Source organism: Vibrio sp. RM-41-2B (assembly GCF_024744415.1).
Classification (GTDB): domain Bacteria; phylum Pseudomonadota; class Gammaproteobacteria; order Enterobacterales; family Vibrionaceae; genus Vibrio; species Vibrio diabolicus.
Map to the genome: position 1 here is coordinate 115,630 of NZ_JAMQWD010000021.1, position 15,852 is coordinate 131,481.

A 15,852-nucleotide genomic window follows, 5' to 3' on the forward strand; every position below is an offset into this window, starting at 1 on the left:
ATAATCAGGCAATATATAGCAAATTAGTATTGTTAGTCAAAAACTTGACAGTTATTTGGGGTTAAGATTTATATGGATCGTACAGCGTTAGTGTCACTCGGTAATCAAGTCGTCGTAATAGGTTTAGATGGGGAGCTGAGAGTCCTAACAGAAGGACAGCAGCCCCTACCAGGTGAAGTGGTAGTGGCAACGACAGATGCTGCCCCTCTAAATTTGAACATTCAACTAACTGAAGAGCAAGGCTCAAAAGATATTTCTGATGATGTGGCACGAATTATTGGTGCTATTGAGCAAGGTCAAGACCCTTCTATAGTTGATGAAGAACTCGCGCCAGCTGCGGGTGAAAACAGTGGTTCAAGTTTACAAAATAGTGCCACGATTGCACGGGATGGCACTGAAGTACTGGCCTCAACAAATTTTGAAACTATTGGCTTGGAATCCCTCGGTTTATCTGAAACACAAGCGTTGACCTTAAATGACTTTTTCGCAACAAATATAGAAACCAGTGGAGATGGCTCAAATAAACCACTTACTAATTCTCCAGTGACATTAAGCGCTATCGAAGAAGATAGCGATCCCATCACGATAACTACCGAAGAATTACTATCAAATGTCGATATTGATGATGCCGATACTCTTATCGTTACAAACGTGACTATTGAGAGTGGGAATGGCACTTTAATTGATAACAACGATGGATCTTGGACTTATATACCAGAAGCTGATGATGATACTGAAGTGTCATTCTCCTATGACATCATTGATGACGATGGGGGTGTTATTAATGGCACTGCTAATTTAGATATTAAGCCTGTTAATGACGCGCCAATAGCGACTAACGATGCGATTCAAACTGACGAAGATTCCCAGGTTTTAATTGATGTGCTCGCTAACGACAGTGACATTGAAGGTGACGATTTAACCATTACTTCTGCTTCTGTATCAGAAGAGCAAGGTATCGTTGAGATTGTCGGTGGTAAGCTTGTTTTCACTCCGGCTGAAAACTTCAATGGTAATGCAACTATTAGCTACACTATCTCAGATGGTGAGCTAGAGGATGAAGCTCAAGTCTCGGTAACAGTAAACTCAGTTAACGATGCGCCTATTGCCCTTAATGACGCAACAATTACAGAGGAAGATACCTCAGTAACGATTGATGTACTGCCAAACGACACTGACATCGATGGTGATACGTTAAGCATTGAATCGGCGTCTGTGCCGAGTGACCAAGGTCAAGTCGAGATTATTGACGGCAAGCTTGTATTTACGCCAACTGAGAACTTCAATGGCGACGCTGAGATCACTTACACCGTCACCGATGGTGCGCTGACTGACGAAGCGACGGTCAAAGTTACGGTGAATGCCGTGAACGATACGCCTGTGGTTGAGAGTAGCATTGCAGACCAAACCTTGGCGGAAGATTTCACGCCATACACGATCGATCTGAATACGGCCTTCAGCGATGTGGATAACGTTGATGGCGAGCTGAGCTTCAGCGTTTCTGGTAATAGCAATGTAAATGTCTCAATAGAGAATGGTATTGCTACCATCAGCCCAACGGCAGACTGGAACGGCTCAGAAACACTGACCTTTACCGCCACCGATCTAAGCGGCGAGAGTGTTAGTCAAACCGTGAACTTCACAGTTGCCCCTGTGGCGGACATCGTGGCAGACAGCGCGACGGTTGTGGAAGATACGCCGACCATCATCAAGGTTTTAGGTAACGACACGTTTGAAGGCACTGATAAAGTGGTGTCGCTCGATACCAATAACGGCCCTGCCAACGGCACGGTCTCGGTCAACCCTGACGGCAGCGTAACCTACACGCCAAACGACAACTACCACGGTACAGACAGCTTCACCTACATCGTTACATCGGGCGGGGTATCGGAGTCCACCACAGTGAACGTCGATGTGACGCCAGTCAACGATGCGCCAGTGGCAAAAGATGACACGGCGATTACTGACGAAGACACGCCAGTGACGATTGATGTCCTGCCAAACGACACCGATATTGATGGCGATACGCTGTCGATTGAATCGGCGTCCGTACCTGAAACACAAGGTAAGGTTGAAATTGTTGACGGCAAACTGGTGTTCACACCGGCCGAGAACTTCAATGGTGACGCCGAAATTACCTACACCGTAACGGACGGTCAATTGACCGACGAAGCGAAGGTAACCGTTACTGTAAAGCCAGTAAACGATGCACCAACTATCAAGGTTGATGCCGTGGAAAGCATCACTGAAGACGCAGTGAGCACTGATACGGTAGTGGCGACGTTGGAAGTCGCTGATTCTGATACGCCAGAAGACCAATTAACCGTTTCTTTAGAAAACAACTCAAACGGTTACTTCGTGTTGGTTGGCAATGAAGTCAAGCTAACTCAAGCGGGTGTTGACGCGGTTAACAACGACGAACTCAACCTTAAAGACCTAACGATCAGCGCGTCAGTATCGGATGGTGTTAATCCAACGGCTAGCGACAGTGACAGTTTGATTGTGAATCGTGTTAACGATGCACCGACTATCGATAACGTCATTGCAGATCAAGTGCTAGCGGAAGATTTCGATGCATACACGATCGACTTGAATGAAGCATTCAAAGATTCTGATTCCTCGCTAGAATTCTCAGTCTCTGGCAATAACAACATCCAGATCTCTATTGTGAATGGCGTTGCTACCATTACTCCGACTGCGGATTGGAATGGCAAAGAGACAATTACGTTCACAGCTAAAGACCCAAGCGGTGAAAGCGTCAGTCAAATGGTGAACTTTACGGTTGCACAAGTAGTCGACATCGAGGCAGACAGTGCGGATGTAATCGAAGACACACTAACCATCATTAACGTCTTAGGTAACGACACGTTTGACGGCGACGATAAAGTAGTGTCGCTTGATACCAGTAAAGGCCCAGCTAACGGCGCGGTCTCGGTCAACCCTGACGGAACTGTGACCTACATACCAGATGATAACTACGTCGGCAAAGATACGTTCACTTATGTCGTGACATCAGGCGGTGTGTCTGAATCCACTACCGTTGAAGTCAATGTGACGCCGGTCAACGACGCGCCAGTGGCAAAGGATGACACGGCGATTACTGACGAAGACACGCCAGTGACGATTGATGTCCTGCCAAATGACACCGATATTGATGGCGATACGCTGTCGATTGAATCGGCGTCCGTACCTGAAACACAAGGTAAGGTTGAAATTGTTGACGGCAAACTGGTGTTCACACCGGCCGAAAACTTCAATGGTGACGCCGAAATTACCTACACCGTAACGGACGGTCAATTGACCGACGAAGCGAAGGTAACCGTTACTGTAAATCCAGTAAACGATGCGCCAACCATCAAGGTCGATGCTGTAGAGAGCATCACTGAAGATGCAGTGAGCACTGATACGGTAGTGGCAACCTTAACGGTTCACGATACTGACACGCCGGAAGATGAGCTTACGGTGTTGCTAGAAAACAACTCAAACGGTTACTTCGTGTTGGTTGGCAATGAAGTCAAGCTAACTCAAGCGGGTGTTGATGCGGTTAACAACGATGAACTTAACCTTAAAGACCTGACTATCAGCGCGTCAGTGTCGGATGGTGTTAATCCAACGGTTAGCGACAGTGATAGTTTGATTGTGAATCGTGTTAATGATGCACCGATTGTTGAAAATGTCATTGCAGACCAAGTGTTATCGGAAGATTTCGATGCATACACGATCGACTTGAATGAAGTATTCAAAGATACTGATTCCTCGCTAAACTTCTCAGTGTCTGGCAACAGCAACGTGTTGGTTTCGATTGAAAATGGCATTGCGACCGTTAGCCCAACGGCAGACTGGAACGGCTCAGAAACCCTAACGTTTACTGCTACTGATCCAAGTGGTGAAAGCATCAGCCAAACGGTGAACTTCACGGTTGCACCTGTGGCGGATATTGAATCTGACCGCGCGACAGTCGTGGAAGACACGCCAACCATCATTAACGTCTTAGGTAACGACACGTTTGACGGCGACGATAAAGTGGTGTCGCTTGATACCAGTAAAGGCCCAGCTAACGGTACAGTCTCCGTCAACCCTGATGGCAGCGTAACCTACACGCCAAACGACAACTATCATGGTGAAGATACTTTCACCTATATCGTCACCTCTGGTGGTGTCAGTGAATCCACCATTGTTAAAGTTGATGTCACGCCAGTAAACGACAAACCTGACAGTGAAGACTTTACGCATGTGGCCGATGATCAGCTTACGCACGTTGTGTTTGATACCGATACGAAACCTCTGGGTAGCGGTGATTCTCAAGATCATATCGCGGATGTTGAAGACGATTTAAAAGGCAACGATCTACATGTCCGGATTACTGAACTGCCAACATCAGGTACGTTGTTCTTTAAAGATAGTGACGGTGAGTTGCACGAAATTAAAGAAGTAAGCGATACGCTTTATGACAAAGACAGTCTTTACTATGAAGCTGATAATGTTGGCTTCTTATTAGGTATCAAAGATCGTCCAAATACGCCTAATGGCTCGGAATCTACAACAGATTTCAATAACTGGGGATTAAGTGAGGATGGTGGTCCATCACATTCCCGTACTGAGCATTTAGCAAATGGAGCCTCTATCACTATTTCTTCTGATAGCGATGAGCTTGCGCAATACAACCGTCAGGTGTCACATATCGGCAATGGTATCGCTGACAATGATGGGCAGGGTATTGAGAAAGGTGAAACGATTACGATCGATTTGTCTAATAACCCTGTGGGCAGCGTAAACCTTGGTCTAGATGGACTAGGTGGATTGTTTGATTACGGTGATGACAACGCAGCACTTATTACGGTTACATACTTAGATTCAAATAATGTCCAACAGACTCAAACGTTCGAGTTTTTGAAGCCTGAAGGCAACTTCATGCTATTCCAAGAAACAAGCGTTGGTTATGGGAAAGATCTAGCTCTTCCTGAAGGTTCGGTCATTACTCAGTTAGATTTTTCTACGAAAAATGAAGGTAACTGGGAGTTACGTTATGTAGAAGGTGTTCCTGCCGAAGACAGCTTTGGATATGTGGCCGTCGACTCTGAAAGTGGCGTTAGCGATCCATCTACAGTCAATATCGTTAATGAAATGCTAGATGGTAATGTTGCTGAAAATGGGCCAAGTCTGTCTGTGGTCGGTGATAGCGTGACTGAGGGTGACAATGTCACGTTCTCGGTTGTTCTAGATGAAGTCACCAGCACTGCCGTTAAGTACCAAGTTGATATGCTTGCTCAAGGTTCTTCAGTTGATAAGAATGACGTAAATCTATCAAATGCAACCTATACAAATGGTGTTGTTTTCTTAGGTGGTTACTTGATTGTTCCTGCAGGTATAAGTAGCTTCGAAATATCGATTCCGACTATTGATGACTTGGTTGTGGAAAGCAGCGAAACGATCGTTCTTGAGATCGGCGGTGAAACGGGGACGGCAACAGTTCTTGATAATGACAGTACAAAACTTAGCGTAGTAGATGCTGGCGATGTCATTGAAGGAACTGACGCAATATTTACCGTTTTACTCTCTAACCCTGTTCAAGAGGCCGTTGTCGTCAATCTGAAGTCAACAACAAATGATAGTTATACTGCGGAAGATGTTGATCTAGGCACTATGGTAGTGACCTATGTGGATACTCATGGTCAAACTCAAACATTAGATATAGCGCCTAATGGAGACGTTACTATACCTCCAGGTGTCGCTGAAATTAAAGTCGCAGTCCCGACCAAACTAGATAATGTCCATGAAGGTGATGAGAGCTTTGGTCTGACGGTTACGGAAATCGGTAGTGTCACCAGTAATGGTATTGTAACTGGTAACGCAAATATTGTGGATTCTGATCCTGCACCTTTAGTTAGTATTAGTGCCGATCAAAATAGCGTAAATGAAGGTGAAACGGCAGGCTTTACGCTGACACTTGATAAAGTTGCAGATGAGGGCGTTACGGTTCATGTCGAATATAGTGGCGTGGCCCAAGATGGAAAAGATTTTGTTGGCGTTCTGAGTGTTGAAGTTCCTGCGGGTCAATCTTCAGCTGCTCTTGACTTACTGACGCTCACCGATGGTATTTATGAGGGCGCAGAATCTTTCACAGTAACCATTAAAGAGGTGGATGGCGCTGATGCGAGCATTGCTTCAAATAACAGCGCAAGTGTTGTGATCGTTGATGCCCAAAGTGCACCGAAAGTGACTATTAGCTCAGATCAATCCTCAGTTGATGAAGGTAGTGATGCAAAATTTATCGTCAACATTGATCAAAAAGCAGATGAAGATGTGCTGGTAACATTCACAATCGGCGGGAATGTTGATGACAAAGATTATATTGCTCCAAGTACGTACACAGTCACGATTCCAGCGGGTAAAACGTCGGCGCCGATTGATATAAAAACTCTCGATGATGGTATTTACGAAGATCTTGAAAACCTAACTGTGACTCTAATTGGTACGGTTGGTGCAGATTCGACGCTTGCAAGTGACTCGAATGAAGCAACAGTCTCTATTATAGATGCTCAGCACGCTCCAGAGTTTATTTCTGGCGGCGATAGTGCTGGTGACAAACCAAATGATGATGTTTACGACTTCGGGTCAGTTAACGAAAACACGGTGAGTGGGTCCATTATTGGTACGGTCGTTGCTGAAGATCACGATAATGACGTGCTTGTATACCGCTTTGCAGATGGCTCGACCACTAATGGTATTTTTGATATCGACCCGACAAGCGGAGAGATTTCATTGAACAAGACAATCGATGATGTTGACTTGGGCGATTATACGCTTCAGGTTGAGGTTATCGATGGAACTGGCGGGATTGATACTGCCGAGGTCAATGTTTCTCTGGTAAATGTGAATGATGCTCCTGAATCTTCGCCTTCCGCGGTTGAGATGAGTGAAGATACCCAAGTGATGCTTGATTGGTCATCATTCGGTATTAGCGATGTGGACTCTAACGTATCAGAGCTCTCCGTCCAAATCACAACGCTTCCTAGCGATGGGTCATTAGAGTATAAAGATTCGCAAGGCGATTGGCAGTCTGTCCAAATCCATCAAGTGCTTGATAAATCGCTCTTTGATGAAAACAGTGTTCGTTTTGTACCTGAATTAAATGAGTCTGGCAGTGACAGTTTCGGCGGAAATCAAGTCGGAGATCAGGAGTCTAGTTACGCTCAAATTGGCTTTAAACCAACAGATGGACAGAGTACCGGTCAAGAGTCAACACTGACAATAGACGTAAACCCTATCGCTGATAAACCGAACTTAATCGCAGTGACGCACGAGAACTCATTACCCCAACAAGAGTTTAACGTTACAACATGGAGCAATGTTCAAGTTGGTTCTAGTAATGGCATGGGGGTCAGCGGAGAGACTCTAATTGCAGCGATCAACGCTCTTGATGCAGCAGATGGTACTCAATTTAGTTGGTCAAATGTGGAAGATTTAGGGACTCATGCAACCTTGGCAAATGAGGCCGTTCTAGTCACATCTCTTGTTTATCTCGAAGCTGGTTCGAGTTACGACTTTGTTGGCCAAGCAGATGATAGCCTTGCTATCAAGTTGGGTGGTACGTTACTTGATCAAGCTCGTTGGGGTAGCGACAGTGGTGATATTAAGGGTGCTAGCTTTACCCCTTCGGTATCTGGCTTTTATCCAATTGAAATCTATCACCATAACCAAAGTGGTCCGGGTAACTTTAATGTGGATGTATCCATTAATGGACAAGCGCCTGTCAATCTGAGCAATAGTAGTCTTTACGTAGTTAGTGATGAAAGTGCACTAGAAGCAACTGATATCAGAACGTCTGAACTACAAGAAGTTAATGGTGTTGCGTTTTACGAAACATATCAGCTGAACGAAGGGTTACAAGATACAGCGATACCGCTCTCTGAAATTAAAGCAAGCTTAAATGATACAGATGGCTCTGAATCACTTAAAGTCACGCTAACTGGCTTACCTGTAGGTGCGATCCTTTCAGATGGAAACAGTTCTATTACTGTAGCAACCATTGATGAAGAACTGGACGTGACAAGTTGGGCATTAGATACACTTACAGTGACTCCACCAGCGGGCTCCCATGATGACTTCACAATCAATTTGAAGGCAACGAGTACAGAACGCGCGAATGGTGATTCAGCAGAATCTAACTTGGCGATCAATGTTGTAGTACATGAGAACTTACCGACGGAAACGGAAAGTGATATTGGGAAGACCAACGAAGATAATTCGCTACAGGGTAACGTATTGCGTAATGACTCTGATGACGACAACCTTCTGATGGTTGATCACATTACTATTAATGGCACTGACTATGCGGTAGGTGAAAACGTATCTTTGACCAGTGGCACTTTATTAGTAAACCAAGATGGTAGTTATGTATTTGAACCTACCGAGCACTGGTCAGGTGATGTTCCATTAATTAATTACACCACAAATACTGGCGCAACAAATACGCTTGATATTAACGTTGTTGCAGTTGCAGATGCCCCTGCGATCACGATTAATGTTGGAGAGTTAGTAAAAAGAGATGCTGTTGATCCTAATCACAACTTAGCTACTTCTGCGATAGATAAAACGCCTACAGAGAATGAACTCGTCGCTGCTGATCTTGGTTTGGATGATGTCGAGCAAAAAAATCACTCATACGCCGGAGTGATGCTAGGAGACAACAACGACAGAAGTGATACCGATAGCTTATTCGTTGGGACTGATTACAATGACACCTTCTATGGTGGCGGCGGTGATGACGTATTTATTGGCGGTGGTAATAACGACTCTTTCTATGGTGATGATGCGTCCACTATTACAGATTATGATGGCCAAGATACGGTTTACTTAACTGGAAACTTTAGTGACTACAAAATGACCTTCAAAGACGATCATGGAGGTCAAGTCCCATATTGGATTTTGCTAGATAATCGTTCTATCGATTCGGTAAACGACCACACAGGTAGTGATGATCGTGGTGATCACTTATATGAAATTGAACGAATTGTTTTTGCAGACAAAGTCGTTGAATTGAAGCCCGACGGCACCTATGAAGTGCTTCAAGAGCGTTGGATTCCCGTTGATATTAACGTTGATTTGGTTGATGTCGATGGAAGTGAAAGCTTGGCGCAAACTGTTTTTGTGGAAGGTTTGCCGGATGGTGTAGAGCTGTATATCGATGGACATGCCGTTAATCAGGACGCAAACGGTAATTATCTTGTCACCCTGGATGCTAACGGTAAGGTCTCTTTAGATATCAGAGTACCGTTTGATTATGAAGGTAGTCTAGAGTTCCCACTAAGCGTTACCGCGACGTCGGTTGAAGAAGCAAATAATGATGCCGCTTCAACAACAGAGTCTATTGAGCTTACAGCTCGTGACTATGTTCTAGAGTCGGGTTCACATGGGAACGATCAGATAACGGGCAGTGACGATCACGATATTATTGTTGGCGATGTCCAAGGGTTGGAGATCATTGCCGGTCAGGACTACAACATCGCCTTTGTTTTGGATACTTCAGGGAGCATGGGTAACTGGGTAGGAACTGCGAAGCAAGAAGTACTAGATGTGTTTGATGAACTGTTAAGCGCTGCAAATCAGGGTGAGAAGCCTGGAACAGTGAATATTCACCTCAGTGAGTTTGCTTCAAGTGCGTCAGCAGTTATTTCCGTTGACTTGAGTTCTCCAACAGCAAGAGATGAGTTTGTAAAAGAACTGAATAGTGCTATAGGTGATGAGGGTGACGGCGGCACAAACTATGAGGCGGGTTTACAGTCAGCTGTTGAATGGTTTAGCAGTCAACCTAACCCTAATGGCCAAAATATCACGTACTTTGTTACTGATGGTCAACCAAATAGAGCAACGCATCTCTACCATTTAGCGCAGAATGAATTCTCGAAAGTGATTTTGGATGTCGATGATTCTGGCAAGCTTGTTACCCTGCAAGATATAGTTAGTAGCAATAATTATTCATACGGACAGACGGTTATCTACAAAGGTGATGTCGTTATAGATAGTTACGGTCAGGTATATTCACCGCTAACAGGCAGAACCCTTGGTGATATCGACAGATATAATGGCTCTATCCGTTACTACGATGAAGGTGGCAGCTCAACACAAGCTCAACATATGTATCAAGTGTTAGCAGCATTGTCTTCAGTAGAGTCGATAGGTCTTGGTAGTGGTGTTGATGAACAGACACTTAAGCATTATGACACTGATGGTGTGGTAGAGTCAGATATCGATGTTACTAAACTTGCTGAAACGATATTGGGTCAAGATGTGCCCCTAAAACAAGGCTCAGACACTATTCAGGGTGGAGAAGGTGACGATATCTTGCTGGGTGATTTAATTGAATTTGGCGGTAATGAGCAAGGTTTGAGTGCGATTCAATCACATGTGGCACAGCAAACGGGTCAAGATGTTTCTACCATTGATGGTGAAGACATCCATGAATACGTTAAAAATAACTTAGAAGAATTCAACCAATCTCACCAAGGTGATAAGTCGGATAACTTATCTGGTGGTGCTGGCAACGATTTACTGTTTGGTCAGGGTGGTGACGACATACTCGTTGGTGGTGAAGGTGATGATATTCTGATTGGTGGTTTGGGTAATGATATCTTAACGGGAGATGAGGGCTCTGACATCTTTAAGTGGAGTGAAGTGACCAACGAGGTTGATACCGTTACTGATTTCAACAAAGATGAGGATACTTTAGACTTCTCCGATCTGTTTGATGACTTATCTAAAGATGAAATTGGAGAGCTTCTTAATGATCTTCAGTACGGTGATCATACTGGTGATGTCGGAGAGTATCACGTAGAAGTGGCACCAGATGGCGGCTCGGAAGCGAACTTGAGTATTACGAAAGGTGGCTCGACATTAGACATCCATTTTGATGGTGCGAGTGTCGATGATGTGACTCAAAGCTTAATTGCGAGTTTAGAAGCTCAGTACAAAGACATGTAGTAGCGCTAAACTGTAGTCAAATTTAAAATCAAAAAAGGTCTAGCAATTTGCTAGACCTTTTATTTTTAAACTCCGTTCATTGCGATGTTAGCTCTTAGGAAGTGTCGTGAAAACGGTCCACTCTTTCTTCACTTCACCTTTGTGGCCAATCACCGTTGCGGTGACTCGACGGTTCAACGCATGACTCACTTGGTCGGTGCCTTGTGTTGCAAGTACCGTGTCTCCATAGCCGACAATGGTGACTCTATCTCCACTAATGCCATTCATCATGAGTTCTTTTCTAACGTTCTCAGCGCGGCGTTTAGATAAGTCAAGATTGTGTTCTGCAGTACCAGTACGACTGGCATAGCCCTGAATCTCTATCGATGTATTTGGATACTCCTTCAAGAAGTCGGATAGTTCTCGAATTTGCTCCGTAAAGATAGGATTGATCACATCGGAATCGTTCGCAAATAGGACTCGAATTTGCATTTCTTGTGAGGAGTCGACATACGAACCGCAGCCATCGTTATCTATCTCGGCTCCTAAAGGAGTACCCGGACACAAATCGCGCTCGTTAATAACGCCGTCTGAGTCATCATCTATATGATCAGCCCACTGATCGGCAATTGGCGTATCAATATAATCATATTCATCGCCTTTATCGGATGAACTGCATGCCGAAATCATCAATGAGAGTGCAATAAGAGTTATGTGTTTCATAATTAATACTCCACTTCTTCTAGCCATTCTTTAGGCATTTCGACCCTTAATGCACTCAACAGTTGACCTGTTGCGTTCATCACTCGATATTTGGCGTACTGCTCTGCGTATTTAGAATCTAAGTAGTCTTTACGCGCCTCAAAGAGCTCGTTTTCAGTGTTCAATAGATCAAGCAGTGTTCGTTTACCGATGCGATATTGCTTCTCGTAAGCAATTACGGTCTCAGACGCAGAGTCAACATGATCTGACAGAAACTCTTTTTGTTGTAATGTTAAATCAAGCGCGCTCCATGAAAGCCTTAACCCTTCTTCAACATTGCGATAAGCACCTTCACGTAAGTCTTTCGCTTTGTTTAACTGATAGGCGAAGTTTTCTGAGTTTGCAGCGTCACTGCCGCCATTAAATAGGTTGTAGCGTAGACGCAGCATGGCAAGTGTCTCATCACTTCGACCTTTTAAACCATCAGCGTCGTCACGCCATGTTTGCGAAGCTTCAATGGAAATGGTTGGGTAATTAACACCTTTAGACTGTTTGTATTGAAACTTAGCAGAGTCCACGTCTGCGAGCGCGACTTGAATGACAGGGTGCAGCTCAAATGCCAAACCTACCGCTTCATCAATGGTGTATGGAATGAAATTCTGATCCGCTCTTGGAAAGATCAACCCTTGCGGGGTTTGACCCACTAAACGAGTGAACATAGTGTGAGAGTCGTACAAATTATTTTGAGCAGCTGCCAAATTACCGTGTGCTTTTGCCAAACGTGCTTCTACCTGTGTTAAGTCAGCGGTAGAGCCGATACCTGAGTTGACTCGTTTTTTAATGTCTTCGTAAATATCTTTGTGAACAGCCAGGTTGTTTTCAGACAGCTTGAGTATTTCGTAAGCTTTTACTGCATCTAGATACACTTTGGTGACTTCAAGTGCTTTATCTGATGCATCGGCTAAAAGTTGAAATCTTACTGATTCAGCGTCAGCTGCGGTACGATCGATATCATTTAAGGTTGCACTGCCATCCCATATGAGCTGAGTTAGTGTTACCGAAGCTTCCTTTCGAGTGTAATCTGTATCCCCACGTCCCACCTCGTCAGAAGGGTCTAATCCTTCATACCCAATTCCCGCATCTAGATCAATAGAGGGCAAGTAAGCACCCGAAGAGGCTTCATTTACGTATTTTCTGCTCGTAAATTCATTAAATGCACTCTTAATGTCAGGATTGTTTTTTAACGTCAATGCCACTGCTTGCTCTAAAGTTTGACCGAAAACGGGTATAGACACCATTAAACTACAGCAGCAAGCAATATTTAGTCGGTTCCATTTCACGGTATTTCTCCTAAAAATTCGTGTTGCTTTTTGCTATTTCATCTCATAACTGAGACGAAACATCATAAATAACAGTGCTTGAGTAAGGGATTTATCAACCTACTGTTAAAACAAAGCTTTTGTTTCAAAAATCCAAGATTTCGCCTTTTAAAACCTTAGCACATATGTCGAATGTTGCTTAGCAACATAGCAAGTTTAGCTCGGAGAAAAGCTTGAATTCTTAATATCATAGCGTTTCACGGCCTGTGTCACTCTGCGCTTTTTTGTAACTCTGCCCCTAGAGTTATCAAACGTCCTACAAGCTACACATACAACGAAAATATGATGATTTTGACTAAACTATAGACGTAAATGTAGAGGTGACAAACTTTTGACTTGGTTTGAAGTGGGGCGAGGTAGATATGGATCGAGTAACTTTGAGCTCATTGATGGGCAACATCGTGGTTATCGGGCTGGATGGGGAAATCAGGACCCTAGAAGAGGGACAACTACCTCAACCAGGAGAGTTAATAATTGATGAGGTATCAGATACTTCTGAGCTTGTGATCGAGCAGGTGACACCACAAGGAAGTTCGATAAATGTAACTGATGATATCACAGCGTTAATTGAAGCAATTGCTAGTGGGGAAGACCCGACTGAGCTGGGTGAAGAGTTTGAGCCTGCTGCAGGTGAAGGAAACGGGTCTAGCCCACAGAATACGGGAGCTATAGATCGCACAGGTGCTGAATTACTCGCTAGTACCAATTTTGAGACAGTGGGAACTGACGGAACAGGATTTTCAAGTACTCAGGTAGAGACGTTACTCGATATTCTCCAAATACAACCACCAGAACCAACAGCAATCCCCGTTCCTGCAACGATAATTGTTCAAGAAATATCTAGTCCGATTATCAACGAAGGTGATCAAGTTGTATTCGATATTACTTTAAACCAAGCAACAGAGGACAACACCGATGTCACTTTGTCGCTACTTGATGGCACCGCAACTGGTGGTTCAACTGACGAGAGCGGAAGTGACTACGTTAACGAGCGTGTTCTCATAACATTTTCCGATGGCACAACAGAAGACATCTCAGTTGATGATAATGGTACTTTTACAGTCTCGGTCCCATTAGGTGAAAGTGGGTTTACGGTTTCTCTCGACTCTATAGATGACTCTATATTCGAAGGCCCAGAAACGTTTACGCTCTCTGGCACAACAGAAGAACAAAATACACCTGCAACCGGGGTGGCAACCATTGTTGATGATGGTAGTGGGCCAGGTTTAAGTCCTGATGATGATCGCCCAACGGTAACGATGAGCGATGCAGGGATAGTTAATGAGGGTGAAACGGCTAGTTTTAAAGTGTCGTTATCTAATCCATCAGCTATAGATGTTGAGGTTGAACTGACTCTCAACTTAGGTGACACCGAAGCCGGTGACTTAGGTCTCTTAGAATACAACACGGGAAGTGGTTGGGTCACAGTGCCAAACGATGGCGTGGTAACGGTGCCAGCCGGGCAAACTGATTTTGATGTGCGTATTGCTTCTATTGATGACGCCGTTTATGAAGGCCCTGAAGATTTCAGTGTGACAGTAACTGGCATTGGCGCGGTGCAAGGCAGCGATACAGGTACGGCAACGATAGTGGACGACGGCAGTGGTCCAGGGCCAGATCCGGATGATGACCGTCCAAGTGTGACTATTACGGATGCTGGCACCATTAATGAGGGTGAGACAGCGAACTTCAAAGTCACTTTATCGAACGCGTCTGAAGCGGAAACGCAAGTGGAGTTGGGTCTTAATCTTGGCGATACCGAGGTTGGAGACTTGGGCACCCTAGAATACAACACGGGAAGTGGTTGGGTTGTAGTGCCAAATGATGGCGTGGTGACGGTGCCAGCCGGGCAAACCGAATTTGATGTGCGTATCGCTTCCATTGATGACGCCGTTTATGAAGGCCCTGAAGATTTCAGTGTGACAGTAACTGGCATTGGGGCAGTGCAAGGCAGCGATACGGGTACGGCGACGATAGTGGATGACGGCAGTGGTCCAGGCCCTGATCCGGATGATGACCGTCCAAGTGTGACTATTACCGATGCTGGCACTATTAATGAGGGTGAGACTGCGAACTTCAAAGTCACCTTATCGAACGCGTCTGAAGCGGAAACGCAAGTAGAGTTGGGTCTTAATCTCGGCGATACCGAAGCCGGTGACTTAGGCACCTTAGAATACAACACGGGAAGTGGTTGGGTTGCAGTGCCAAACGATGGCGTGGTGACCGTATCTGCCGGACAGACTGAATTTGATGTGCGTATCGCTTCCATTGATGACACCGTTTATGAAGGCCCTGAAGATTTCAGTGTGACGGTGACTGGCATTGGGGCGGTACAAGGCAGTGATACGGGTACGGCGACGATAGTGGATGATGGCAGTGGCCCGGGCCCTGATCCGGATGATGACCGTCCAAGTGTGACTATTACCGATGCTGGCATTATTAATGAAGGTGATACGGCGAACTTCAAAGTGACGCTGTCGAATGCCTCCGAGTCCACTGTTCAAGTTGAGCTAGGCCTCAACTTGGGTGACACTGAAGCCGGTGACTTAGGTACCTTAGAATACAACACGGGAAGTGGTTGGGTTGCAGTGCCAAGCGATGGCGTGGTGACCGTGCCAGCCGGGCAAACCGAATTTGATGTGCGTATCGCTTCCATTGATGACACCGTTTATGAAGGCCCTGAAGATTTCAGTGTGACGGTGACTGGCATTGGGGCGGTGCAAGGCAGCGATACAGGTACGGCGACGATTGTGGATGACGGCAGTGGCCCGGGCCCCGATCCGGATGATGACCGCCCGAATGTGAGTATTTC

The 15,852-nt window shown here is 45.1% G+C and carries 4 protein-coding genes; 2 read left to right on the forward strand and 2 right to left on the reverse strand.

Annotated features, from left to right (window positions below):
* Positions 1-72: 72 nt before the first annotated feature.
* Positions 73-10,980, forward strand: coding sequence for a tandem-95 repeat protein (locus tag NB463_RS15225; protein ID WP_309303491.1), 10,908 nt, complete (start codon positions 73-75; stop codon positions 10,978-10,980).
* Between the two features lie 87 nt (positions 10,981-11,067).
* On the opposite strand, the gene NB463_RS15235 is transcribed toward NB463_RS15225, so the two are convergent.
* Together NB463_RS15235 and NB463_RS15240 are read right to left on the reverse strand one after the other, a co-directional pair.
* The gene (locus tag NB463_RS15235; protein ID WP_074190104.1) at positions 11,068-11,682 is read right to left on the reverse strand and encodes an OmpA family protein; all 615 of its coding nucleotides are present in this window, start codon (positions 11,680-11,682) and stop codon (positions 11,068-11,070) included.
* A gap of 2 nt (positions 11,683-11,684) precedes the next feature.
* The gene (locus NB463_RS15240; RefSeq protein WP_170891452.1) at positions 11,685-13,001 is read right to left on the reverse strand and encodes a TolC family outer membrane protein; all 1,317 of its coding nucleotides are present in this window, start codon (positions 12,999-13,001) and stop codon (positions 11,685-11,687) included.
* A 401-nt stretch (positions 13,002-13,402) separates the two neighbouring features.
* On the opposite strand from NB463_RS15240, the gene NB463_RS15245 reads away from it, so the two are divergent.
* On the forward strand, positions 13,403-15,852 hold a 2,450-nt coding region (locus NB463_RS15245; RefSeq protein WP_309303492.1), incomplete at its 3' end, for a Calx-beta domain-containing protein.